This is a genomic window from Streptomyces sp. NPDC050549, from assembly GCF_040655035.1.
Lineage (GTDB): Bacteria > Actinomycetota > Actinomycetes > Streptomycetales > Streptomycetaceae > Streptomyces.
In genome coordinates, this window is record NZ_JBFAJD010000075.1 from 1 (window position 1) to 23,092 (window position 23,092).

Sequence of the window (23,092 nt, forward strand, 5' to 3'; positions counted from 1 at the left end):
CGACCGTGGCAGCCGCCTGGGACCGGCTGCTCCACGAAGCGACAGACAGGCGCCGCACTTCGACGGACAGCGACTGTGATCACGCCGGGGCCCGGCACCAGGAGAACCGCGTCGGACACGGGAACGGCGACGCCGAAAGCCTGGCTCCGGATACCGGCCGTCAGCCAACGGGGCGATGAACAGCAACACGGCGAGTCGCCATGCCGACGAAGCAGGACGACCTGGCCCGGAGGCCACATGTCCGTCGCACCCTCAGACACCACCACGGAGAAAGACCCAACGGAGGGAACACACACCATGTCCACAGCACACACTGAGCGAGCGCACCACGAGCGCTGGCTGGAAATCAGCGAGTACTGGACCCCCGAGAGGATGGCCGCGGCCATACCGGAGGACGTCCCTGCCACGACCGAGGAGATGCCGGCGCCGCCGTCCACCCCGCCCGGCGCATTCAAAACGACCCTGGTTCCGAACCCGGCCACCAGCTCCTACTACCGGCGGGCAGGCGTCCTGTTCTACGTGCGCGAGGGAGTGGACCTTCGGGGCAGCGCTTCGGCCATCACCCACAACGGCGTCCTGACCGCCGCTCACTGCCTGTACGGGAGCAAGGTGCGCAAGTACCCGACCAAGGCGGCCTACGTGCCCGGTTATCGGGACCTTCAGGAGCCCTTGGGCAAGTGGCCCCTGTTCGGTGAGCCCGTCGTGCCGGACCGGTGGAAGGCAGAGGTCAACCGCGCCTGGGACTACGGATTCAGCAAAGTCGGTCTGGGAGGGAAGAACGGCTTCAGCGTGCTGGGCAACGTGACCGGGCACTTCGAGCTCGTCGTCGACCGGCCCGAGGTCCGTGAGTGGGACGTCCTCGGCTACCCGGCGGTTGCCGTGCCCGGCTACCTGTTCGACGGGCGCCGGATGTGGAGCTGCCAGGGCGGCTTCACCCACCAGCCCACCCTGAGCACCATCGGAAAGGAAGGGAATCTGACAGCGGGGTCCAGCGGCGGTCCTTGGCTGATCCCCGGGCGCCCTTACGCCAACGGCGTGGAGAGCTATGACGACGACAATCACCCGGGTGAGAACTTCTCGCCCTACTTCGACAGCGATGTGCTGAAGCTGTACCAGAAGGCGTTCCAGTCCTGACCACGCGGGCACACGACGGCCGACCACGCCCACGACGTCGCGCTGCATCTCATCCGGCGGCAACCGGTGAGATCGCGTAGGCGAGGATCTCGATCTTGGGCGTGGGGCGGGTGACGAGTCCGTCCGCCCCGCAGACGGGGCAGGGGGTGAGGCGGTCGCCGGGGTAGTCCCGTCCGCAGCCGAGGCAGGTCAGCGTGTCGGCAGCCGTGGCCCAGGTCACCGTGGCGTGTGCCGCGGGGCTGCCCGTCGTCGCGTGCTGCTAGGCGTGCCGTGCAGCGTCGGGGTCGACGCCGGGGCCGAGGGCGAGGGTCACACGGTGCAGCGGGCGGCCGTCCACTGCTGCGGCGAGCGCGGAGACGGCGGCGGCGAGAAGTCCGGCCTCATGCATGGGCGGGTGCCTCCACTCCCCAGCCGGCGAGGACGTGCAGGGCTTCGGAGACCAGGAGGTCGAGCCGGGACCGGGTGAGTGGTGAGAGCCCGTATCCGGTGTCGAGGTCGGCCGGGACTATGCCCACTGCGGTGAGCCGTTGGGGGCGGTGGCCTGCCAGTTCCGCGGTGGCCAGGGCTTCGGTGATGCTCAGTTGGTGGACGGAGACCATCAGGCTCCGGGCACGGGTGACCTTGTTCTCGTGCAGGACCACGGCCGTGCCGGGCTCGGTGTCCTGTACCGCTACGGCGTCCAGGACCAGTACACCGAGTTGGCACCACTCGGCCGGTACCGCTCGGTCGACCTTGTCGGAGACGTCTCGGGGCTGCCCGGACCGGAATCTGCCCGCACGCTCGCCCGGTCCTGGGTGGAACCACTGCGCGCGGTCGTGAAAACGGCGCGGAGCCCACACCTCCGAGCCGCCCGGTGAGTAGCCGTGGGCAGGTACCCACAAGATCCACGGCACCGCCCAGGGGCGCGTTTCCGGCCGTTCGTCCACCAACTCGTGGGGTATCCGGGCGAGGACGGTTCGACCGCACGTGCACCCAGCAGTCGGCAGGCGGCCGACAGCGGATGCAGGCGCTCGCTCGGCGTTCCGTCAGCTGTCCGCGCCGCCTTCGGTGAGGGAGGCGAGGGCGGCGTCGAGGCGGCGGGTGGCCTCCTCGGCGACCGGGCGGAGGGCATCGAGTCCGGTGAGGGCGACCATGGTGTTCGGGTCGAGTGCCTGTACGGCGGTGCGGTCGCCGTCGCGGCGGACGACGACGTTGCATGGCAGCAGCAGGCCGATGGTGCGGTCGGTCTCCAGGGCGCGGTGGGCCAGGGGCGGGTTGCAGGCCCCGAGGATCACGTAGTCCTCCATGTCGTGGTCGAGCTTCGCTTTGAGCGTGGCGGTGACGTCGATCTCGGTGAGGATGCCGAAGCCCTGTGCGGCGAGGGCTTCGCGGACGCGGCTGACGGTGGTGGCGAAGTCGGTGTCGAGGTGCACGGTGCGGTCGTAACGCATGGTGTCGGCCTTCCTGTTCGTGACGTTCGGGCGATGGCGTCTCCCTTGTCGGGCGGGTGCCCAGGGAGTCCGCGTGGTGCTCCGGTTCAGTGCTTGTCGGCGGTGCGCGCCGCGAGCTGTCGATGTACGTCGTCCATGTCGACGGCGCGGATCTTGGTGATGAGGTCTTCCAGGGCCGGGGCGGGGAGGGCGCCGGGCCGGGCGTAGAGGACGGTCTTGTCGCGGATGGCCATGAGGGTGGGGATGGAGGAGATCTGGAAGCTCGCGGCGAGTTCGGGCTGTGCTTCGGTGTCGACCTTGCCGAAGACGATGTCCGGGTGCTTGGCGGCGGCCTGTTCGAAGACGGGGGCGAACCGGCGGCAGGGGCCGCACCAGGCAGCCCAGAAGTCGACCAGCACGATGTCCGCGCCGGTGACCGTCTCGTCGAAGTTGGCCTTGGTCAGTTCAGTGGTCGGCATGGTGATCTCCACCTCTCGTGGTCGAATGTTAATACCCCTGGGGGTATTTGGTTCAACGGGTCGAGGGGCGGGTTTGTTCCAGGCAGGCCGGTGGCAGATGGAACCAGCGCATGCGCTCGAAATCGGCGGGCAGGCCCGTCGGTCCGTCGTCCAGACGGTCGGGGCTGGCCGCCAGCAGGGCTTGTGCGTCGGCGAGTTGAGCGGCCAGGACGTGTTCGCCGGCGCGGACGCGGTGGTCGGGGACGCTGAGCCGTCCGTCGGGTTCCCAGGTCAGGTCGGTCAGGCTCAGGGCTGGGCGTGCGGGAGCCCGGCGGTGGTGCCATCCGCCGGTGTGCGGGTCGAATCGGTAGTCGGGCAGGAGCCGGTGGCCGTGGGTGGCGATCAGGTCGACGGCGTCGATGAGGTAGTCGCGGACGGTGTCGCTGATGAAGTAGTTGAAGTTGATGCGCGTCCACCCGGGTTTGATGCCGTCGCAGCCGTGGACGACTTCGTCGAGTACGTCGTGCGAGGTGGCGGCGTCGATGGCGAGCAGACGGTGGCCGTAGGGGCCGGCACAGGAGCAGCCGCCGCGGGCCTGGATGCCGAAGAGGTCGTTGAGCAGGGCGACGACGTAGTTGTGGTGCAGGTGGCGGTCGCCGTGGCGGATGCGGAAGGAGACGATCGACAGCCGGCGGGCTTCGTGGTTGCCGAGGATCTCGATGGCGGGGTTGCGGTCCCAGCTGCGCAGGGCGTGGCGCCAGTGGCGTTCCTCCGCGGCCTGGATGGTGTCGGTGCCGACGGCCTGTTTGAGGGCGACGGCCAGTCCGGCGCGGATGGACTCGACGATGGCCGGCGTGCCGCCCTCCTCGCGGGCGACCGGGTCGTCCAGATAGCGGTGGCCGAGTGGGCCGACGAAGGAGACGGTGCCGCCGCCGGGTGCGGTGGGCACCGGGTTGCGGACCAGTTCGCGGCGGACGACGAGGACGCCGGGGGTCTGCGGTCCGCCGACGAACTTGTGCGGGGAGAGGAAGATCGCGTCCTTGTGGTCGCCCGCGCCGGGGGTGCTCTCGGCGACCCGGATGGGGATGTAGGGGGCGGCGGCCGCGTAGTCCCAGAAGGACAGGGCGCCGTGCGCGTGCAGCAGCCGGGCGACGCGGTCGGTGTCGGTGAGGATGCCGGTGACGTTGGAGGCGGCGGAGAAGCTGCCGATGCGCATCGGCCGACCGGCGTACCGGAGGAGTTGTCCCTCCAGCTGGGCGAGGTCGACATGGCCGTCGCTGTCCTCGTCGATGACGACCACGTCGGCGATCGACTCGCGCCAGGGCAGTTCGTTGGAGTGGTGCTCGTACGGGCCGACGAACACCACCGGGCGACCGGAGGGGGATGGCGGAGCGGTGGCCGGGCGGCGCAGTTCGAGGATGCCGACCAGCTTGTTGACCGCCGCGGTGGCGCCGGAACCGCAGAAGATGACGAGGTCGTCCTCGGTGGCGCCGACCGCTTCGTGGATGATCCGGCGGGCGTCCTCCCGCAGCCGGGTGGTCTGCAGCCCGGTGCTGGAGCTCTCCGTGTGGGTGTTGGCGTAGCGCGGCAGGACGTGGTCGCGGATGAAGTCCTCGACGAAGTCCAGCGCGCGCCCGGAGGCCGTGTAGTCGGCGTAGACGACGCGCCGGGGCCCGTAGGGGCCGTCCATCACCTCGTCGTCGCCGATGATCCCCCGGCGGATGCGTTCCAGGAGGGGAAGCGTGGTCGGCGGCGCCTGGCCGGTCGCCGGGTGGGCGGGCATCGTCAGGGCTCCAGCCCGATGACGATCTCGGGCGGCTGGCGGACGGTGTTGTGGACCGTGCAGTGCGAGGCGACTGCAAGGAGGGCGGCGCGGCGCGGCTCGGGCAGGCCGGGAGGCGGCAGAACCGTTACGCGGACCGTGTCGATCCTGGCCGGGCGGTCGGTGGCCATCGTGAACTCGGTCCGCACCCGCAGCCCGGTGCGGTTCAGGCCGTGGCGTTGCAGGTAACGGCCGGCGTAGAAGGCGACACAGGAAGCCAGGGACGCGGCGAACAACTCGGTCGGCGTGGGGGCGGTGTCCTGCCCGCCGACGTCCTCGGGCTGGTCGACCAGCAGCCGGTGGCCGCGTACCTCGATGGCGTACGCGTCCCCGTCGACGTGGGAGACCTCCACCCGGTGCACCTCCGGTACCGGCGGCCGGGCGGGAGTGGCGGTGTCAGGTGCGGTGTGGGTCATGGCCGCGTCTCCTCGGGTCCGATGAGTCGCTTTGACATCCAGTGCACCGCGGCCGGTGCGTCACCGCGAGAGGCCGAGGGGACCGGAGAGAGGGCCGTTCGGCCCTGGGGTGAACCTCATCGACCAAAATACCCTAGGGGGTATTCGAGTTCATCTTCGAGGAGCGTGCCCCATGACCGTTGCCGAACAGCCGACCACCACTCCCGCCCGCCCTCCCCTCATCGGCGACAGGGCGCCGGACTTCGAGGCCGAGTCCACCCACGGCCCGGTCCGGCTCGCCGACTACACCGGGCGCTGGCTGGTGCTCTTCAGCCACCCGGCCGACTTCACCCCGGTGTGCACCACCGAGTTCATCGCCTTCACCGAACTCGCCGACGAGTTCACCGCCCGGAACGTGGCCCTGCTGGGCAACTCGGTGGACTCCGTCCACAGCCACCTGGCCTGGACCCGGTCCATTCAGGAGAAGCTCGGCGTACGCATCCCGTTCCCGATCATCGCCGACCTCGACACCCGGGTCGCGCGCGCCTACGGCATGCTCCACCCGAACACCTCCGGCACCGCCGCCGTACGCGCCGTCTTCGTCATCGACCCTGAGCAGACCGTCCGGGCGGTGCTGTACTACCCGATGAACGCCGGGCGGATGATCCCCGAGATCCTGCGGCTGGTTGACGCCCTGCAGACCTCCGACCGCGACGACGTCTCCTGCCCGGCCAACTGGCGCCCCGGTGACGACGTCGTCCTCGGAGCCCCGAAGACCCAGGCCGAACTCGACGCCAGGCTCGCGGACGAGACCGTCAAGCTCGCCGACTGGTATCTCGCGACCAAGCCCGGCACCCCTGGCTGAGCCCAGGACCGAAGGTATACCCCCACGGGTACCCCTCCCGGGACCTACGGCCCATGACGGTGTCTCACCCCGCCGCTGAGAGTGGGGGCATGGACAAGAGCATCGTGATTCTCGGAAGCGGCACCGCCGGCACGCTGACGGCCAACCGGCTGCGGCGGACGTACGACGAGCGCGAGTGCCGGATCACCGTGGTCGACCAGAACGACGACCACGTCTACCAGCCCGGACTGCTGTTCGTCCCCTTCGGCCTGGCCGAACCCCACGCCCTGGTCCGCCCGCGCCCGCAGCAGCTGCGGGAGGGGATCGGTTACCGGAGCGGCGAGATCGAGCGGGTGGACGTGGCCGTCGGGAAGGTGCACTTCACCGACGGCACCTCGCTGGACTACGACGTGCTGGTGGTCGCCACCGGCGCGAGCCTGCTGCCGGAGGAGACCGAGGGCCTGACCGGGCCGGGCTGGGGCGAGAAGGTCCACACCTTCTACGACCTGCCCGGCGCCGTCGCCCTCCATCAGGCGCTGGAGCGCTTCGAGGGCGGCCGGGTGGTCGTGAACGTGGCCGACCTGCCGATCAAGTGCCCGGTTGCGCCACTGGAGTTCGCCTTCCTCGCGGACTGGTACTTCCAGCGCCGGGGCATCCGCGACCGCGTCGAGCTGACCTACGTCACCCCGCTGGACGGAGCGTTCACCAAGCCGGTCGCCGCGAAGGCGCTGGGCGGTCTGCTGAAGGAGAAGGGCATCGAGCTGGTCACCGAGTTCGCGCTCGGCGAGGTCGACGGCACCGGTGGCCGACTGGTGTCGTACGACGAGCGTGAGGTGCCGTTCGACCTGGCCGTGGTCGTACCGCTGCACGGCGGCGCCGAGTACGTGGAGCGCTCCCCGGGCCTGGGCGACGAACTGGGCTTCATCCCCGTCGACCGGCACACCCTCCAACACCCGGACCACCCCCAGGTGTTCGCCATCGGCGACGCGGCCGGTCTGCCGGCGTCCAAGGCCGGCTCGGTGGCCCACTTCGAGGGCGAGGTACTGGCGCACAACATCGGCCGCTTCCTGGCCGGACAGCCGCTGGACGCCTCCTACGACGGGCACACCAACTGCTTCATCGAGACCGGCTTCCACAAAGCGCTGCTCATCGACTTCAACTACGACACCGAGCCGCTGCCCGGTCACTTCCCGGGCGCGGTGGGGCTGCCGCTGCTGAAGGAGTCGCGCGCCAACCACCTCGGCAAGCTGGCCTTCGAGTGGCTGTACTGGCACAACCTGCTGCCCGGCCGGGAACTGCCCGGCATCGGCTCGGCGATGCCCGAGCACGGCAAGACCCACACCCCCGCCTAACCAGCCCCGCGCCCCCGCCCGAACGGAGACAGACCGCCATGACCACCACCACCTACGCCGACACGTCCGTGACCGTCGACGACGAAGGCTTCTTCACCGACCCCGGCCAGTGGACCGAGCCCATGGCCGAGCAGATCGCCCGCGAACAGGGCATCGAGACGCTGACCGACCGGCACTGGCAGGTCCTGAAGTTCATGCGGGCCGAATACGCCGCCAAGGGCACAGGCCCCACCGTGCGGGTCCTCGGCAAGACCTCCGGCGTGAGCGTCAAGGAGCTCTACCAGCTCTTCCCCAAGGGACCGGCGAAGACCGCCGCGAAGATCGCGGGCATTCCCAAGCCCCGCGGCTGCATCTGACCCCACTCGCCGACCCCACCCGTTGACCGCTGCCCGAAGGAGCATCTGCCATGGCCGCAACCGCCACGATCGAGAAGGTCTCGATCATCGTCTCCAAGGGATCCCTGGAAGGGATCTACCCGGCCCTGATCATGGCCAACGGCGCCCGCGCCGAAGGCATCGAGGCCGACCTGTTCTTCACCTTCTTCGGACTCGAAGCCATCACGAAGAAGCAGTACGACCACATCAAGCTCGCCACTGTCGGCAACCCCGGCCTGCACCTGCCCACCCTCCTGGGCGGCTTGCCCGGCGTCCCGGATCTGATCACCCGGTACATGGAACGCAAGATGGAGAAGCTCGACATCCCACCGATCCCCGAGTTCATCGAGATGATCTCCGACACCGGCGCCGGCATCTACGCCTGCAAGGCGTCCGTGGACCTCTTCGAGCTCGGCAAGGACGACCTCATCGAGCAGGTCCAGGGCATCATCACGGTCGGAGAGTTCTACGAGCACGCGGCCGGCGGCCAGATCATCTACACATGACCGGCACCCGGACCGGCGGCGCAGGACTGCCGGACGACCTGCACCGCGTGCTGGCGGTGGTCGCCCACCCCGACGACGAGTCGTTCGGACTGGGCGGCCTCCTCGCCCTGCTGTCCGCTCGCGGCGTGCCCACCACGGTGCTCTGCCTCACCCACGGCGAGGCGTCCACCCTGCACGCAGGCCCCGGCGACCTGCGCACGCTGCGGGCGGACGAACTGGCCTGCGCCGCACGGGAACTGGGCGTGGAACGCGTGGAGTTGGCCGCGTATCCGGACGGCGAACTCGCCTCCGTCCCGCTGAGCCGGCTCGCTGCGCGGGTAGGCCGGCTCGTCATCGAACGGCGCCCCAGCCATCTGCTGGTGTTCGACACCACCGGAGTCACCGGACACCGTGATCACCGGCGGGCCACCGAGGCGGGGCTTGCCGCCGCCCGCGAAAGGGGAGTCCGGGTTCTCGGCTGGACGCTGCCGACGGCGGTCGCGGAGACGTTGAACACGGAGTTCGGAACCTCGTTCGCGGGACGCGAGCCGGGCGAATGCCATGAGATCAAGTCGGTCCCGCGAGCCCGGCAGCACCGCGCCATCACCTGTCACGCAAGCCAGTCGACCGACAACCCGGTGCTGTGGCGTCGCCTCGAACTCCTGGGGGAGAGCGAGTACGTGCGTCGCCTGCTGTGACCTCGGGGAACGGCTCGTTGTCAGGCGGAGGGGGCACCAGGCGGCGTGGACGCGGCCGCATCGACCCCTGCTGCCCCGGTGGTTTCGGCGACGCGGACCTGCGCCATGAGCCGACGAGCCAGGTCGAGTGCCTCGCTCATGGTCAGCGAGGCCCAGGTTCCCGGTTCGCCGCTGCGCACGGGGCCCACATCGAGCGCGACCCGGCTGATCCGCCGGCCGCAGGAGGTCACCAGCGGCGCCTCGCCGGCCGGACCAAGCCGCATGTGCTCTGACTCCGGCATCCTGCCCACGTCCTTCCCTGAATACCAGGTGGGGTATTAGGGGCAGCGTCACGCAGGCTCGGAATTTTCCCGGACGCGCGGGGCGCCCGCCGCCCCGCGTGTCCGGGAAGCGGCGGGCACTGCACGCTGTTGACGTGGTCTCAGGCCAGCGCCAGGAACAGCTTCTCCAGTTCGGCCTCGGTCATCGGCGGGGCCTCGCCGTCCTGCTGCTCGGCAAGGCACTGCCGCATGCCGCTGGCCACGATCTTGAATCCGGCCCGGTCCAGGGCGCGGGAGACCGCCGCGAGCTGAGTGACCACGTCCTTGCAGTCGCGGCCCGCCTCGATCATGGCGATGACCCCGGTCAACTGGCCCTGCGCGCGGCGCAGCCGGTTGAGCACCGCGCCCATCGCTTCCTCTTCCACCTTCACCGGGAGCCTCCTTGTGGCCGGTCGATCGCTTCCCATAGTACCCGTGGGGGTATATGGACCGGGATGGTCGCTCGTCAGAGGCGTTCGGCGCGCGCCAACGAGTCGATGGCGGTACGCGGGCCCTCCGGGCCGTCGACCGGCCGTGTGACCGTCTCGGCGCGCAGGATCCGGGCGTAGGGCCGCCATTCGGCGGCGACCTGCTCCGCGGTGTACAGCACGCGGGGGTCCTGCGGGCCGCCGAAGCCGTGCTCGCGGTTCGAGGTGTCATGCCCGACCAGCAGCAGGGTCCCGCCGCTGCGCACGGCGGTCGCCGCCAGCCTCAGCACCTGCGACACCTGCGGCCACGGCAACTGCAGATAAGCGATCAGCGCCAGGTCGTACGCCGCTTCCGGGGCGGCCCACGCCGTCAGGTCGGTGCACTGCGTCCGCAGTTGTACGCCGCGCTCGGCGGCCAGGGTCTCGGCCTTGGCCAGGGCGACGGCGGAGAAGTCCACGGCGTCCACGTCCCAGCCCCGCTCCGCGAGCCAGACCGCGTTGCGTCCCTCACCGGCCGCCAGGTCGACCGCCCGCCCGGCGGGCAGCCCGGCCAGCTCGCCTTCGGCGAACCGGTTGGGGGCCGCCGCCCAGACCAACGCGCTGCCGCGGTACCGCTCGTCCCAGCCTGCCGCGTCCATCGCCTGCTCCTTGTCCGCCCGTATGGGCCGCTTCATGGTGACGTCGGGGGAAGTCCGCCGTCCCCCGCAGTGCGCGCGCTCAGCACTTCGCCTTCCAGGTCCGCTCCGCCGGCGTCCCCTTCTTCTGCGAGGAGGTACGGGTACGGACAGCTGCGAGGGTCCGGGGCGATGCAGGCATTGCAGGGCCGGGACCTGTCGATGACGCACTTCGGGCTCGGTTTCACGTTCACCCACCTCGCGCTTCGGGCTCAGGAAGGTGGTGGGCCAGCCTTCGGGAGGCGCGTTTGAACGCCAGCACCGGCACGTAGTGACGGATCCGGGCGGAGGAGAAGAAAGCGAATGCTTCAGCCGCGGCGGCGGTCGTCGCTGCGGCTGAAGCGTCCGGGAAATCGTGACTCAGCCGCGCCTGTACGTCCTCGCGTCCGTGTCGTTCCGCAGCGGGCGTCGGCCGTGCTGCCGGCCGGGTGTCCGGGCAGTGCCCGCCTGGTTCGTCGATTGCGGCCTGCCGAACCGGAAGGCTCAACCACCTGATGCCGTACGGGGTTTCGGCCATGCCCTCATTATACCCCATGGGGTATGTCGACGACGTGTCGGAGAACGACTGCGGTCCGGGGTTCCCGTCCGGCAGTTATACCCGGGTGGGTATCTGGTGTACGCTGCAATAGATACCCCATGGGGTATTTTGTGAGTGGGGGGCGAGGTCGGGCACTGCCCCGCCGAGTTCCGCCCGCGTCCTGGTCGCCGGCCCGTCGCGGCCGACGGTGAGTGACTGCCTTGCGCCCTTTGAGGACCAGTACCTCGTGCGCGATCAAGTACCTGAAGGAGAGGACCGACATGCTGTTCTTCCGTCGTCGGCCGGGGCGAATAGCCCCGGGCGAGGCCCGCACCCGCGTTCAGGCCGGGGCCGCAGTGCTGGTGGACGTGCGCGAGCGCGTGGAATGGAACGGCGGGCACGCACCGGAGGCGGTCCATCTGCCGCTGTCGAGGCTGATGGCCGGCGCGCAACTCCCGGGCTCCGCGACCGGACGGCCCGTGGTGACGGTGTGCCGGTCGGGGCATCGGTCCCGGCAGGCGGCCCGACTGCTGGCCGCCCGTGGCGTGGACGTGGTGGACGTCAAGGGCGGCATGACGGCCTGGGAGCGGGCGGGGCTGCCGGTCACCGGCCGCCGGGCCCGGGGGCGTTCCGCGTGACCGCGCTCATACTGGCACTGATCGCCGGCGCCGTTGTCGGCCTGTCCCTCGGTGCGCTGGGCGGGGGCGGCAGCGTCCTCGCAGTCCCCGCCCTCATCTATCTGCTGGGCATGGCGCCGTCTCAGGCGACCACGGCCTCTTTGCTGATCGTGGCCGCGACATCGGTCACCGGACTGCTGGCCCACGCCCGTGCCGGAAACGTCCGTTGGGCCCCCGGCGCCGCGTTCGCCGCTGCGGGCGTGCCACTGGCGATCGCGGTTGGGGCGGTGTCCCACCGGTTGCCGCAGACCCTGCTGACCGTGGCCTTCTCCCTGCTCGCGACGGCAGCCGCCTGGCGGATGCTGCGAGGAGCGGCCCCTTATGCGAAAGGCGGCCACACGGTGCGGCCCGCCCGGGCGGCCCTCGCGGGAGCCGGACTGGGAGGGGTGACCGGACTGCTCGGTGTCGGGGGCGGTTTCCTCGCCGTCCCGGCCCTGGTCACCGTCCTCGGCTTCGCCATGCCGCAGGCGGTCGGCACCAGCCTGCTGGTCATCGCCGTGAACTCGCTGGCCGCGCTGGCGGCCCGCCTGCCCTCGGCCGGCGTATTGGACTGGGCGCTCGTCGGTCCCTTCCTCGGGGCGGCGATCCTCGGGGCCTGGGACGGCAAGCGCATCGCCGCCAAGGTCCCCGCGAGGCGCCTGCAGCGTATCTTCGCCGTGCTGTTGCTGGCCGTCGCGGTCTTCATGCTCGCCGACGCGCTCTGGTGAGCTGCTGAGCGTTCGGTCTGTATCGTCGGCCGGCCACGATGGGCAGGCGGATCGATGGTGGCAGCCGCCACTGGATGATGTTCCAGTTCGGCAGCGGCGTTCTCCGACGAGCCGGCACTGCTGCCCGGTGCCCGTCGGCTTTGCCCTGCACCTCGTCGACCGCACTCTTCTCGACACACTCGGGGAAGGCTGCGGAAGGTCCGAGGAAGGCCGACCTGTCGCTGCGGCTGCGGCGGTTCACGCAGACACTGCTCCGCTAGATTGGGGCTGAGACGGGACGACTTTCTTCCGCGTCCGCGGAGGTCTCCGGCGAGGAACAGCCCCAGCGTCTGTTGGTGGGTACGTACTTCAGTGGCGCGGCGTGGCCCAAAGGCGGGAGTCAGACATGAAGCCGAATCGCTCCATTCCGGCGTCGACGGTTATCCCCGTCCTGATCTATCCCGATGTGCGTGAGGCGGTCGCCTGGCTTGGTGCGGCCTTCGGGTTTGCCGAGCGGGTGCGGATCGGCGAGGACCACCGCGCGCAACTCGGTTTCGGCGATGGTGCCGTGATCGTCGGAGACGTACGACATGACCGCCGCCCGCCACGCCCCGGCGAGGTCACCCACTCGGTGACGGTCCGTGTGGAAAACGTTGACGCCCACTACGAGCGGTCCCGAGACCATGGCGCACATATCATCATGGAGCCGACCGACTTCGAATACGGCGAACGGCAGTACACCGCCGAGGACCTTGCGGGCCACCAGTGGACGTTCTCGGAGACGCTCGCCGATGTTGCCCCGGAGGAATGGGGCGGAACATCCGTCGCGACCGATTGAGGCATCCTCGGCGTCGCTGCGGGGCGGTGTAGGTGGCGAGCAAGGGGGCACGGCCACTCATTGACGGCCGCGACCAGCACGGTCCTTTCGCGGCGGGCGACTCGGTGGGCGGCCGGGGATCATGGCGATCGCCGTCGCGACCCACGTCCGGCCGAAAGCGATCAGCAGCAGGACCGTGCCCGGGAAGAACTCGGTGAGCCGCCCTCCGCCGTACGCTCCGGCCATGCCGAACAGCAGCCCGGTACGCCATCGGACGCGTCCGGCGGGCGTGCGAGACGGCGCCGGTGGCGCTGGTGACGCCGACGACGAAGAGGGAGGAGGCGATGGCCGGCTTGGCCTCCGTACCGGTCGGTTGGATCAGGATGGGCATGGTGAGGATGGCTCCGCCGCCCAGGATGCCGAGGCCGGCGCCGATCACGGGGATGCGGCGACGGCGACGGTGATCAGGAGTGGGCTCCCAGGGCGCCGATGACGGACTGCAGGTCGGTGCGCGGGCCGCGGTTGTAGGGGAGCTTGGACAGCAGCATGCCCATGGCGCAGGTGTTGGTGAGCGCGGCGACGGTCAGACCCGCGCCGACGGCCGTGCCGATGAGGTAGAGCCCGGGGACGAGGAGGGTCGCGAGGCCGGACAGCAGGACGATGCCTCCCGCGACCAGGCGTACCTGGCGTTCGAGGTCCCAGCGGGCCGGGCCGCGGTTGAGCGGACCGCCGGCCGTCTCCCAGGCGAGGACGCCGCCTTCGAGGATGCGCAGGTTGGGCAGCCCGGCCTCGGCCAGGGCCTGCTCGGCCTGGGCGGCGCGTCCGCCGGAGCGGCAGATCAGGACGACGTCCTCGTCCAGGTGGTGCAGGAGTTCGGCGCGGTGTTCCCGCAGGGTGTCGAGGGGGACGTTGTAGGAGCCGGGTATGTGAGCGGTGCGGAATTCACCGGGGGTGCGCACGTCCAGCAGCCTGGGCCCGTCGCCGTTTTCGGTGAGGTCGCGCAGGGCGGCCGGGTCGAGCTGCGGGGTCGGGCGGGGGCCGGTGGCGTCGTTGGTCACAGGATCTCCTTCACAGGGCGGACGGGGCCGCCGGAACAGCGGACAGGGAAATGCGGGTGGGGTGCCGGGCGGCGGCCGTGGGGATGGCCGCCGCCGACGGGACAGGGGAGGGGTCAGGCGTTGGCTGTCGCCGGCTCGGTCAGCCAGGCGCCGTAACCGCCAAGCAGGTCGGAGACGTCGGTGCGGCCGTTGTGGCGGAGCAGGCTGGCGGCGATGGAGGAGCGGTGGCCGCCCGCGCAGTGGACGACCAGGGGCCGGCCGGCGGGGATCTCGTCGAGGCGGCGGGGGAGTTCGGCGAGCGGGATGTGCGCGGATCCTTCGATGAAGCCTTCCTCGCGTTCGGCGGTGTTGCGGACGTCGAGGACGAGCGGGGGCTGCTTGCTGTCGAGGGCCTGGCGGAGCTGATGGGCGGTCAGGCGGCTTGCCTGCTGCATCTCGTCGGCCATGGCGGGGAAGGCGCCTTCGGGTTCGCGCAGGTAGCCGCCGACCCGGTCGAAGCCGATCCGGGCGAGCCGGGTGACGATCTCCTCCTCGCGGTCCTGTGGTGCGATGACGACGATGTCCTGGTCGGGGGAGACGACCGTGCCGGACTGCTCGGCGAACCGCCCGTCGGCGGGCACGTTCACGGAGCCGCGCAGGTGGCCGGTGGCGAACTCCTGCGGGTCGCGGGCGTCCAGGACGAGCGCTCCGGCGGCGCGGCGGTCGAGGAACTCGGCGGCGGACAGCGGCTGTTGGGCGACGGCCGCGTCGAACAGGCCGTGTTCCTTGCGGTTGAGGATGGCGTCGTAGACGAAGTAGCCGGGCGCGGAGGGCTGTCCGGCAGTGACGAGGGCGACGAACTCCCGCTCACTCATGGGCGCGCAGGCGTAGTTGGTGGCGCGTTGCTGTCCGATGGTCGACTGGCGTTCGGTGGAGAGGTTCTTGCCGCAGGCGGAGCCGGCGCCGTGGGCGGGGAAGACGCGGACGGCGTCGGGCAGGGCCATGAGCTTGTGCTGGATGCTCTCGTAGAGCATGCGGCCGAGTTCGTCGGCGGTGACGCCGAGGGAGGCCAGCAGGTCGGGGCGGCCGACGTCGCCGATGAAGAGCGCGTCGCCGGTCAGCACGCCGTAGGGGACGGTGTCGGTCGCGTGTTCGTAGACCAGGACGCTGATGGATTCCGGTGTGTGGCCGGGGGTTTCCAGGATCTGCAGCTGGACGTCGCCGAGGTTGATGCGCTCGCCGTCGGTGAGCCTGCGGATGGGGTATTCCGTCTCGGCGCGGTGTCCGTAGCCGATCCAGGCGCCGGTGCGGTCGGCGAGTTCGAGGTGACCGGCGAGGAAGTCGGCGTGGAAGTGGGTGTTGATGACGGCTTCGATGGTGAAGCCGTGGGCCTCGGCGTCGGCGAGGTACTCCGAGACGTCGCGGCGCGGGTCGACGACGACGGCCTTGCCGGTGGACTCGTCGGCGATGAGGTAGGACGCCTGGGAGAGGCAGTCGAGGTAGTGCTGGGCGAAGTACACGGATGGCCTCCGTTGCGAATGGATGCGCCTAATACCCTGGGAGGTATATGGATGGACAGGGTTGGCCCTGGTGAGGGGTGATGAGGTGACCGGCCCGGGTCGGGGGATGCCCGGGCCGGCCGGTCAGATGCGGCCGGTGAGCATGCCGTGCCAGTAGAGCGGCGGCAGGCCGTACCGCTTGAACAGCCACATGTCGCGGCGTTCCTTGAAGGTGTCGATGAGCGGGAAGCTCGGGGTGGGCTTCAGGTCGTAGTCGAACTCGGCGAGAAGCATCTTGTCGCGGGCGGTCACCAGCGGGCAGGAGGTGTAGCCGTCGTAGCGGCGGGTGGGCTCGGCGCCCTGCATGGCTGCGAGCAGGTTGGCGGCGACCACCGGGGCCTGCTTGCGGACGGCCGCGCCGGTCTTGGACGTGGGCAGGTTCGCCACGTCACCGAGCACGAAGACCTCGGGATGCCCCGGGTGTTGGAGGGTGTGCTTGTCGGCCGCGATGAATCCCTGCGGGCTCGCGGGGTCGGCGAGCGGGCCGGTCTTGACCCAGTCCGGGGCGCTCTGCGGTGGCACGGCGTGCAGGAGGTCGTAGGCGAGGGTCTCCTTGGTTCCGGTGGCGTGATCGGTGACGGTCAGTTCACGGGCGTCGCCGTCGACGGCGGTCATCTCCGAGCGCAGCCGCACCTCTACGCCGTACCGGGCGGCGACCTTCTCCAGTACCTCGGACCAGGCCGGCACCTTGAACAGGGCGGGGTCGGGGATCGCGAGGACGATCCGGATGCGGTCCAGGACCTTCTGCCTGCGCCAGTGGTCTGCGGCCAGGTAGGCGATCTTCTGCGGGGCGCCGCCGCACTTGAGCGGGGTGGCCGGGTGGGTGAAGACAGCCGTGCCCGAGCGCATGCCCCGGATCAGGTCCCAGGTCCGGGGCGCGTACTCGGGTGCGTAGTTGCTGGTGACACGGTCGTGGCCGATGGCCTCGGCGAGGCCGGGCACCCCGTTCCAGTCGAGTTGCAGGCCGGGCGCCATGACGAGGAAGTCGTAGCCGAGTTTGCGTCCGTCGGTGAGGGTGACGGTCCGCAGGTCCGGGTCGACGGCCTGGGCGGCCTGCCGGATCCAGTGCACTCCGTCGGGGACGACGGACGCCTCGGGGCGGCGGGTGGCGCGCAGCGGCGCCTGGCCGCCGCCTACCAGCGTCCACAGCGGCTGGTACCAGTGGGTGTCGGACGGTTCGATCAGGGCGATGCCGGTGACACCGGCGCGGCGCAGCCGGGCCGCGACGCTGATCCCGGCGCTGCCCCCGCCGACGATGACGACATGGCGGTGGGTGGGGGGTGAGGGTACGGAGGCCAAGGGAGGACTCCCATCGGATGTGACTGTGGATACGGTGCCCGAAGGGTCGGGCGGGGGCCTGGGGCGGCCGACAGCGGCGGGTCCGGTCAGGCCGCGGTGGCGTGGGGTCCGGTCACCAGGGGACGGCCGGTCCGGGCCCAGCCGCTGGTGCCGCCGGCTACGGAGTACGCCTCGATGCCGGCCCCGCTCATGCGGTCGGCGGCGGTCAGGCTGCGGTTGCCGCTGGCGCAGATCACGTACACCGGTCGGCCGGCGGGCAGTTCGCCGATCCGGCCCGCCAGTGCGCCGAGCGGCATCAGCCGCGCGCCCGGTACATGGCCGGCCAGGTATTCGCCCGGCTCCCGGACGTCCACGACGACCTCGCCGGCGGCCAGAGCCGCGGCGAGCGCTTCCAGATGCACTTCACGAGCCACGTTCAGAACCTCCTGACAATACCCTGGGGGGTATCTATGGCGGCAAGGCTAAAGCGCTCGCCGCAGGGCTGTCAAATACCCCCCTGGGTATATTGCCTCTCGGGTGAAGGCCCCGGACGGAAGCGATCACCGGTCGAGCCAGTGGCCGAAGGCGGCCTGGTGCATCCGGGAGGCGGCGAGCAGGTTGGCGTACACCTGCTCGACGTCCGGGGCGTCGAGCCCGGACCGCGCCTGCGTGAGGGCGGCGATGTCGTCGGTCTCGAACGTGAGGCCGGCCCTGAGCGCGCCGTCCACGCTGCCGGTGCCCTGCTTCAGCAGACGGTCGTACGTGGCCTGTACGGTCGTGTCGGTGAAGTCGCCGGCCGCCTTGTCGGCGGTGGGGTCGTTCACGTCGTAGCGGTCGAGGAGCGTGCGGACCGCATCGAGGTGACGGGTCTCGGCGGCGGCGATCCGGTCGAAGACCGGGGCGTCGTAGCGGGCGGCGAACGCGGTGTAGAGGTCGTGGGCGAGCTTCTCCTCCTCGGCCATGTGGGCGAGCGTGGTCTTCTGGGCCGCGCTCAGGGTGCCGCTGGGTGCGGTGGTGGCGGCCGTACCGGTGAGCGAGCAGGGTCCGTTGCCGTCCCCGACTCCCGTCCCCTCGCCGCCGTGGCGGTAGGAGTGCTGCTGACCGTTCATCATCGAGGTCTGCGTGGTGGACTGCGTGGCGGGCGTCCGTCCTCCGGCCGCGTCGGCGGTGGCCGGGCCGGCGACGAGGATGCCGCCGGTTACGACGGCCGCTGCCGCGGCGACCGCGGTGGCGAGCTTGGCGTTGCGCTTCATGACGCACCTTCTCGGGTCTGTTCTTCGGTTCCTGCGCCGACGTGCTCTTCTTTGACGCGCTTTCACCGTCCCGCCGGGCGTCGCAGACGGCATGGCGGTGGTGTGGAGTCGGTATGGAGCCCAACGGACATGCCCACGGGGGCTGTTCGGCCCTGGCAGTGGCGGCCCGCGGCCCGTACACCTGGGTGCATGGCCACCACCGTGCTCGTCGTCGAGGACGAGAAGGAGATCCGCGAACTGCTGCGCCGTTACATGGAGCGAGCGGGGTACGCGGTGGTGACGACCGCCTCGGGCGCCGAGGCGATCCGGCTGCTCGGCGACGGGTCGGTGGACCTCGCGGTCCTGGACCTCGGCCTGCCGGACGTGGACGGCGAAGAGGTGCTGCGGGAGGCGCACGCCCGCGGCGGGATCCCGGTCGTGGTGCTCACGGCGCGCAGCGCGGTCGAGGACCGGATCCACGGGCTGCGGCTGGGCGCCGACGACTACGTCACCAAACCGTTCAGCCCCACCGAGGTGGTGCTGCGCGTCCAGGCGGTGCTGCACCGGGCCGGGGCGGCATCCGGCACTCCGGGGGAACCCGCGCTCTTGTACGGCGGGGGTCGGCTGCGCATCGACGAAGCACGGCACGAGGCGACGCTCGACGGCGCGGCGCTGGAGCTGACACCGACCGAGTGGGGTCTGCTCACCGCGCTCGCCTCGGTACCGGGACGGGTGTACTCGCGCTACGAACTGGTCAACCGGGTCCAGGGGTACGAATTCACCGGCTACGAACGCACCATCGACTCGCACGTGAAGAACCTGCGGCACAAGCTGGGCTCCGACGGCTCGGGTGTCGTCGAGACGGTGCTCGGTGTCGGCTACCGCCTGGGGCTGACCCGTGACCAGTGAGTCAGGCCGTCGCCTGGAACTCGGGCCGCTGGGCAGGCGCCTGTTCGCGGCGTTCGCCGTGGTCGCCCTGTCCTCGGTGGCCCTCCTGACGGCGGCAGCCCTGGTCGGCACCGATCGGGGCATCAGCACGGCGCAGCAGGCCGACCGCCAGCGCATCGCCGATCGCACGGCCGCCGCGGCCGGGGCCGCCTACCGCAGCGCGGGTGGCTGGAGCGCGGCCGATCTCGGGCCCACCCGCACGCTCGCGGACGGGGCCGGCGCGGTGCTCACCTTGTGGGACGCCGACGGCGGGGTGATCCTGTCCACGGCCGCATCGTCGGAGGACACGGGGCACGACGCGGACATGCCCGGTTCGGGGCACGGCATGGGACACGGCGCCGCCTCCGGCCGCAGCGCGAGCGCCGACGTCGTGTCCGGCGGCAGCACCGTGGGCTCCGTCCAACTGCGCTTCCCCTACGGGTCCGGAACGGCCGGCCGGAACATCGCCTGGGGCTGGGTCGGCGGCGCGGCCGTGGCCGCCCTGGCGCTGGCCCTGGGGGTGAGCTGGTACGTGACCGGCCGTCTCACTGCCCCCGTCGTGCGGATCGCCCGCACCGCCCGTGCGCTCGCTGCCGGTGACCACACCGCCCGCGCCCGGGTGGACGCGCCCGGTGAACTGGGCGACCTCTCCCGCGCCTTCGACAGCATGGCCGACGACGTCACTCACGCCGAACAGGCCCGCCGCCGCCTCTCGGCCGACGTCGCCCACGAACTGCGCACCCCGCTGGCCGCGCTCCAGGCCGGCCTGGAGGAGCTGCGTGACGGATACGACACCCCCTCACCGGGCCGCCTGGCCGCACTCCACGACCAGACCCTGCGCCTGGGCCGGGTCGTCGGCGACCTGGCCGAACTGTCCGAGGCCGAATCGGCCCGGCTGTCCCTGAACACGGCGCCGGTCGAACTCGCCCACCTCGTACGCCACGCCGTGACCGACCGGGAGGCCGAACTGCGCGCCGCCGGACTCACCGTCCGCACCCGCATCGCCACCCAGCCGCTGCCCGTCCACGCCGACGCCGACCGCATCCACCAGGCCCTGGGCAACCTGCTGAGCAATGCGGCCCGCTACTGCCGCCCCGGCGACACCGTCACCGTCACCGCATCCGCCGAAGGCAACGCGGTACTCGTGGAGGTTACCGACGACGGCCCCGGCATTCCCGCCGGCGAACTCCCGCACGTCTTCGACCGGCTCTGGCGCGGCAGCGCCGCCCGGAACCGCAGCGGGGGCAGCGGCATCGGCCTGGCCGTGGTGAAAGAACTGATCACGGCGCACGGCGGCACCGTCACGGCCCTCTCGAAACCCGCCGCGGGGACACGGATCGTCATCCGGCTGCCGCGCGACGGCGCCGCCCGGCCATCCGGTGATCGGCTGACACACCATTAACCCTGGCGTCAGGGTTCACCTGCTGTCGGCCAAGGCTTCCACCCGGCAGCCGGCACGTTGCGGGCCTGTGGGTCTTGTCCAGATGAGCGTATGCGGGGACGGCGGGGTCCCGGCCCGTGAGCAGGGACCCCGCCGTCCGCAGGGATGTTGCGCGGTCACACCGCAGTGGTCACACAGTCGTGGTCGCGCCCCGGGTGCGCGCCTTGCGGCGGTGCAGGGCGAACGCGGTGGTCGCCGCGCCGGCGGTGAGGATGCCGGCCGCGATGGCAATCGGCAGGCTCGTTGAGGTGGAACCCGAGTAGGAGACGTTCTGCGCGGCGAGGTCCTGGTTGTATGCGGCCAGGTCGGACGCGGACGAGGCCGTCTGCGTGTAGTGCGGGATCCGCTTGACCGACTTCACGGAGCCGTTCGTGTTCAGCAGCACCTGCTTGTTGTTGGGGTGCTTGAAGTCGAACATGTGGGTGAGGCTGCCGGCCCGCTGGTCGAAGGACGCGTCTCCGATCCGGCCGGTGTGCCAGTTGTTCTCGATGAACCGGGTGATCGACGTCTGCTCGGTGGGCGTGTGGTCGATCTTGTTGACCTTGCTGTAGGGCGAGATGACGAGCAGCGGCTGCCGGGTGCCCGGTCCGCAGCGGTCCGCGTAGCCGCCCTTGGCGGCCGGACCGGACTGGCAGGCCGGGCTGTCGAGGGCCTTGCCGTTGGAGCCGACGGTGGAGTCGGTGGAGCCGTTGCGCACCGTGGAGGTCACGTGGTCGTACCAGCCGTCGGAGTCGTCGTAGGCGACCACGACAGCGGTGGACTTCCAATCCGGGGACTGCTGCAGCGCGTTGATCTCCTTGATCAGGAAGTTCTGCTCGTCCGTCGGGTCGGAGTAACCGGCGTGCCCGTCCTGGTACTCGGCCGCCTTCAGGAAGCTCACCGCGGGGAGGTTGCCGGTTTTGAGGGCGGCGTCGAAGTCCGTGAGGTCGTAGTTGTGGTTGGCGCGCCCGTTGTGGCCGATCTCGCTGACGCTCTTGGGGGCCAGGTGGTGCGGGTTGGACGTCGACTTGTAGTACTCGAACGGCGAGTGGTGCGGGCTGTAGTCGACCACCGCTGCGCCGCCGGCGTTGGTGTGGGTGGTGCCGCCGCACTTGGCGTAGTCGCCGCTCTTGCCGTCCCAGGCGGTGCTGGGCCGGAAGCCGCCCTGGAACCAGCCCCAGCTCACGCCCTTGTTGTTGAGCAGGTCACCGATGTTCTTGCCCTGCATCGCCGCGAGCGCGTTGGTGCTGGTGTGGTCCTTGTCCGAACAGTCGTCGAAGGCCGGGTCGGGGTCGTTGATGACCGTGCCGATGCCCTTGGTGTTCGGGGAGACCACGGTGTACGGGTCCGGGGTCGTTGTCTGCTTCGGGTTCTCGGTGCCGGAGGCCGGGTCGACGGAGATCACGCCGTGGGTCTGACCGGAGATCAGGTTCAGGGCGCCGGGTGTGGAGGGGCCGTAGACCGAGCTGAACGACTTGTCGTTGAGGGAGTACTGCTGGGCGTAGTTCCACAGGCCCGTGACGGTGTTGCCGTCGTAGTAGTCCATCACCAGGCCGGGTTCACCGAAGAGGCCACTGCACTTGTTGACCTCGGTGTTCTCGACGTACTTGTCGGCCTTGCCGCCGTCGGCCGCGTACTGCTCGGGGCCGTAGGAGTGGTTCTGGTCGCAGGTCATCGCCTGCGAACTGCTCAGCCGCTTGGGGGTGTACAGGTTCGGGTTCGTCGTCAGCAGCCCGGCGTTGAGCAGGTTGTCGGCCTTCGGCGTGTGCGCCGTGGCCTTGAACGTCGTTCCGTCGGTGTTCGCGGCCTGCGGGTAGGTGGCGAAGTAGTGGTCGAAGGAGATGTTCTCGTCGTAGATCACGACCACGTGCTTGATCGGCGTCGACGTGTGCGTGCTGCCGGAGGGGTGGTGACCGCCGGAGTTCGCTGCCGCGGGGACGGCCCCGCCGGCGGTCGCCAGTGCGGCAGCGCCGAGCAAGGCGCCAATGCGCGTCACGTGACGTCGCCCGCCTGAGGATCTTTCTGTGCCGATCATGCTGTCTCGCCTTCCGAGGGAGCATCGAAGTCCAGGGCCGGGCCCGCGCATTCGATGTTTGTGCCATCTACAGCCGGATCCTGGGCAATGGTGGCGGCGGCCCGGGGGAGCGGCAATGACGTCAGGGCGAACGGCGGGTCAGGAGATTCTCATGGTTTGTTGGCCCGTTCTTGACCCTGCTCTCAGGTCAGCAGGGTGCGGCCCAGCCAGTCGGCGGTGTCGCGGGCCCCGGGCAGGGCGAAGAAGTAGCCGCCGCCGTACGGCGAGACGTAGTCGACCAGGGGTTCACCGGCCAGGCGTTTCTGCACGGTCTCGAACTGCCGGGCGAGGTCCTGCTGGTAGCAGCAGAACAGCAGGCCCATGTCGAGGTTGCCGTTGCTGTCCATGCCCCGGTCGTAGTTGTAGCCCCGGCGCAGGATCCGCTGGTCGGCGCTCTGCGTGGTGCGTGGGTTGGCGAGCCGGATGTGGCTGTCCAGCGGGATCACATCGCCCTGCGGGTCCTGCGCGAAGTTCGGGGTGTCCTTCTCGTGCCGTC

The 23,092-nt window shown here is 70.5% G+C and carries 28 protein-coding genes and 1 pseudogene; 11 read left to right on the forward strand and 18 right to left on the reverse strand.

Annotated elements, in window-relative coordinates:
* Positions 1-297 precede the first annotated feature (297 nt).
* The gene (locus tag AB0I51_RS46770) at positions 298-1,134 is read left to right on the forward strand and encodes a hypothetical protein (protein WP_362985357.1); all 837 of its coding nucleotides are present in this window, start codon (positions 298-300) and stop codon (positions 1,132-1,134) included.
* 49 nt (positions 1,135-1,183) lie between these two features.
* On the opposite strand, the gene AB0I51_RS46775 is transcribed toward AB0I51_RS46770, so the two are convergent.
* The 7 genes from AB0I51_RS46775 to AB0I51_RS46805 form a co-directional block, all read right to left on the reverse strand.
* Positions 1,184-1,354 (reverse strand): hypothetical protein, encoded by a 171-nt coding sequence (locus tag AB0I51_RS46775; RefSeq protein WP_362985359.1) that lies wholly within the window; start codon positions 1,352-1,354, stop codon positions 1,184-1,186.
* Between the two features lie 39 nt (positions 1,355-1,393).
* Positions 1,394-1,522 carry a hypothetical protein gene (locus AB0I51_RS46780; protein WP_362985361.1) on the reverse strand — a complete coding sequence of 43 codons (129 nt, stop codon included), beginning with the start codon at positions 1,520-1,522 and terminating at the stop codon, positions 1,394-1,396.
* Entirely contained in the window at positions 1,515-2,015 is a 501-nt protein-coding gene (locus AB0I51_RS46785) for a hydrogenase maturation protease (protein WP_362985363.1), read from the reverse strand. The genes AB0I51_RS46780 and AB0I51_RS46785 overlap by 8 nt, the downstream gene beginning before the upstream one ends.
* A gap of 144 nt (positions 2,016-2,159) precedes the next feature.
* Positions 2,160-2,564: a DUF302 domain-containing protein gene (locus AB0I51_RS46790; RefSeq protein WP_362985365.1), complete on the reverse strand. Its 405-nt coding sequence runs from the start codon at positions 2,562-2,564 to the stop codon at positions 2,160-2,162.
* Positions 2,565-2,650: 86 nt separating this feature from the next.
* The gene (gene trxA / locus AB0I51_RS46795) at positions 2,651-3,022 is read right to left on the reverse strand and encodes a thioredoxin (RefSeq protein WP_362985367.1); all 372 of its coding nucleotides are present in this window, start codon (positions 3,020-3,022) and stop codon (positions 2,651-2,653) included.
* Between the two features lie 52 nt (positions 3,023-3,074).
* A complete protein-coding gene (locus tag AB0I51_RS46800) occupies positions 3,075-4,784 on the reverse strand; it encodes an aminotransferase class V-fold PLP-dependent enzyme (RefSeq protein WP_362985369.1) in 1,710 nt (569 codons plus the stop codon).
* A 2-nt stretch (positions 4,785-4,786) separates the two neighbouring features.
* Positions 4,787-5,239: an OsmC family protein gene (locus AB0I51_RS46805; protein ID WP_362985371.1), complete on the reverse strand. Its 453-nt coding sequence runs from the start codon at positions 5,237-5,239 to the stop codon at positions 4,787-4,789.
* A 172-nt stretch (positions 5,240-5,411) separates the two neighbouring features.
* On the opposite strand from AB0I51_RS46805, the gene AB0I51_RS46810 reads away from it, so the two are divergent.
* The 5 genes from AB0I51_RS46810 (at position 5,412) to AB0I51_RS46830 (ending at position 8,971) form a co-directional block, all read left to right on the forward strand.
* Positions 5,412-6,083, forward strand: coding sequence for a peroxiredoxin (locus AB0I51_RS46810; protein ID WP_362985373.1), 672 nt, complete (start codon positions 5,412-5,414; stop codon positions 6,081-6,083).
* Between the two features lie 89 nt (positions 6,084-6,172).
* Complete coding sequence (locus tag AB0I51_RS46815) at positions 6,173-7,414, forward strand: FAD/NAD(P)-binding oxidoreductase (RefSeq protein ID WP_362985375.1); 1,242 nt, start codon at positions 6,173-6,175, stop codon at positions 7,412-7,414.
* A 38-nt stretch (positions 7,415-7,452) separates the two neighbouring features.
* Positions 7,453-7,770: a TusE/DsrC/DsvC family sulfur relay protein gene (locus AB0I51_RS46820; protein ID WP_362985377.1), complete on the forward strand. Its 318-nt coding sequence runs from the start codon at positions 7,453-7,455 to the stop codon at positions 7,768-7,770.
* A gap of 50 nt (positions 7,771-7,820) precedes the next feature.
* Positions 7,821-8,294: a DsrE/DsrF/DrsH-like family protein gene (locus tag AB0I51_RS46825; protein WP_362985379.1), complete on the forward strand. Its 474-nt coding sequence runs from the start codon at positions 7,821-7,823 to the stop codon at positions 8,292-8,294.
* Positions 8,291-8,971: a PIG-L deacetylase family protein gene (locus AB0I51_RS46830; protein WP_362985381.1), complete on the forward strand. Its 681-nt coding sequence runs from the start codon at positions 8,291-8,293 to the stop codon at positions 8,969-8,971. Before AB0I51_RS46825 ends, AB0I51_RS46830 begins: the two co-directional genes overlap by 4 nt.
* 20 nt (positions 8,972-8,991) lie before the next feature.
* On the opposite strand, the gene AB0I51_RS46835 is transcribed toward AB0I51_RS46830, so the two are convergent.
* From AB0I51_RS46835 to AB0I51_RS46850, 4 genes are all read right to left on the reverse strand, one after another.
* Positions 8,992-9,252 carry a hypothetical protein gene (locus AB0I51_RS46835; protein WP_362985383.1) on the reverse strand — a complete coding sequence of 87 codons (261 nt, stop codon included), beginning with the start codon at positions 9,250-9,252 and terminating at the stop codon, positions 8,992-8,994.
* A gap of 140 nt (positions 9,253-9,392) precedes the next feature.
* Positions 9,393-9,662 (reverse strand): metal-sensitive transcriptional regulator, encoded by a 270-nt coding sequence (locus AB0I51_RS46840; RefSeq protein ID WP_362985385.1) that lies wholly within the window; start codon positions 9,660-9,662, stop codon positions 9,393-9,395.
* A gap of 74 nt (positions 9,663-9,736) precedes the next feature.
* Positions 9,737-10,372 carry a class I SAM-dependent methyltransferase gene (locus tag AB0I51_RS46845; RefSeq protein ID WP_362985387.1) on the reverse strand — a complete coding sequence of 212 codons (636 nt, stop codon included), beginning with the start codon at positions 10,370-10,372 and terminating at the stop codon, positions 9,737-9,739.
* A 190-nt stretch (positions 10,373-10,562) separates the two neighbouring features.
* Entirely contained in the window at positions 10,563-10,889 is a 327-nt protein-coding gene (locus AB0I51_RS46850) for a three-helix bundle dimerization domain-containing protein (protein WP_362985389.1), read from the reverse strand.
* 281 nt (positions 10,890-11,170) lie between these two features.
* Between AB0I51_RS46850 and AB0I51_RS46855 the strand changes: the two genes are divergently transcribed.
* The 3 genes from AB0I51_RS46855 (at position 11,171) to AB0I51_RS46865 (ending at position 13,090) form a co-directional block, all read left to right on the forward strand.
* Positions 11,171-11,527, forward strand: a complete 357-nt coding sequence (locus AB0I51_RS46855; RefSeq protein WP_362985391.1) for a rhodanese-like domain-containing protein — start codon at positions 11,171-11,173, stop codon at positions 11,525-11,527.
* Positions 11,524-12,273 carry a sulfite exporter TauE/SafE family protein gene (locus tag AB0I51_RS46860; protein ID WP_362985393.1) on the forward strand — a complete coding sequence of 250 codons (750 nt, stop codon included), beginning with the start codon at positions 11,524-11,526 and terminating at the stop codon, positions 12,271-12,273. The genes AB0I51_RS46855 and AB0I51_RS46860 overlap by 4 nt, the downstream gene beginning before the upstream one ends.
* Before the next feature lie 385 nt (positions 12,274-12,658).
* Entirely contained in the window at positions 12,659-13,090 is a 432-nt protein-coding gene (locus tag AB0I51_RS46865) for a VOC family protein (RefSeq protein WP_362985395.1), read from the forward strand.
* A 443-nt stretch (positions 13,091-13,533) separates the two neighbouring features.
* On the opposite strand, the gene AB0I51_RS46870 is transcribed toward AB0I51_RS46865, so the two are convergent.
* The 5 genes from AB0I51_RS46870 to AB0I51_RS46890 all read right to left on the reverse strand — a co-directional run bounded on the left by AB0I51_RS46870 (position 13,534) and on the right by AB0I51_RS46890 (position 18,196).
* Positions 13,534-14,127 (reverse strand): rhodanese-like domain-containing protein, encoded by a 594-nt coding sequence (locus AB0I51_RS46870; protein WP_362985397.1) that lies wholly within the window; start codon positions 14,125-14,127, stop codon positions 13,534-13,536.
* A gap of 113 nt (positions 14,128-14,240) precedes the next feature.
* A complete protein-coding gene (locus AB0I51_RS46875) occupies positions 14,241-15,626 on the reverse strand; it encodes an MBL fold metallo-hydrolase (RefSeq protein WP_362985399.1) in 1,386 nt (461 codons plus the stop codon).
* Positions 15,627-15,749: 123 nt separating this feature from the next.
* Positions 15,750-16,964 (reverse strand): FAD/NAD(P)-binding oxidoreductase, encoded by a 1,215-nt coding sequence (locus tag AB0I51_RS46880; RefSeq protein ID WP_362985401.1) that lies wholly within the window; start codon positions 16,962-16,964, stop codon positions 15,750-15,752.
* Positions 16,965-17,050: 86 nt separating this feature from the next.
* Positions 17,051-17,377, reverse strand: a complete 327-nt coding sequence (locus AB0I51_RS46885; protein WP_362985403.1) for a rhodanese-like domain-containing protein — start codon at positions 17,375-17,377, stop codon at positions 17,051-17,053.
* A gap of 126 nt (positions 17,378-17,503) precedes the next feature.
* Positions 17,504-18,196, reverse strand: coding sequence for a DUF2202 domain-containing protein (locus tag AB0I51_RS46890; protein ID WP_362985405.1), 693 nt, complete (start codon positions 18,194-18,196; stop codon positions 17,504-17,506).
* A 189-nt stretch (positions 18,197-18,385) separates the two neighbouring features.
* On the opposite strand from AB0I51_RS46890, the gene AB0I51_RS46895 reads away from it, so the two are divergent.
* Both AB0I51_RS46895 and AB0I51_RS46900 read left to right on the forward strand, forming a co-directional pair.
* Entirely contained in the window at positions 18,386-19,084 is a 699-nt protein-coding gene (locus AB0I51_RS46895; protein WP_362985407.1) for a response regulator transcription factor, read from the forward strand.
* The gene (locus tag AB0I51_RS46900) at positions 19,074-20,504 is read left to right on the forward strand and encodes a HAMP domain-containing sensor histidine kinase (RefSeq protein ID WP_362985409.1); all 1,431 of its coding nucleotides are present in this window, start codon (positions 19,074-19,076) and stop codon (positions 20,502-20,504) included. Before AB0I51_RS46895 ends, AB0I51_RS46900 begins: the two co-directional genes overlap by 11 nt.
* A gap of 169 nt (positions 20,505-20,673) precedes the next feature.
* Here the strand turns inward: AB0I51_RS46900 and AB0I51_RS46905 are convergent, their stop codons facing one another.
* Positions 20,674-22,557, reverse strand: a complete 1,884-nt coding sequence (locus AB0I51_RS46905; protein ID WP_362985411.1) for an alkaline phosphatase family protein — start codon at positions 22,555-22,557, stop codon at positions 20,674-20,676.
* 182 nt (positions 22,558-22,739) lie between these two features.
* Positions 22,740-23,092, reverse strand: a pseudogene (locus tag AB0I51_RS46910) (deferrochelatase/peroxidase EfeB); the annotation flags it as partial.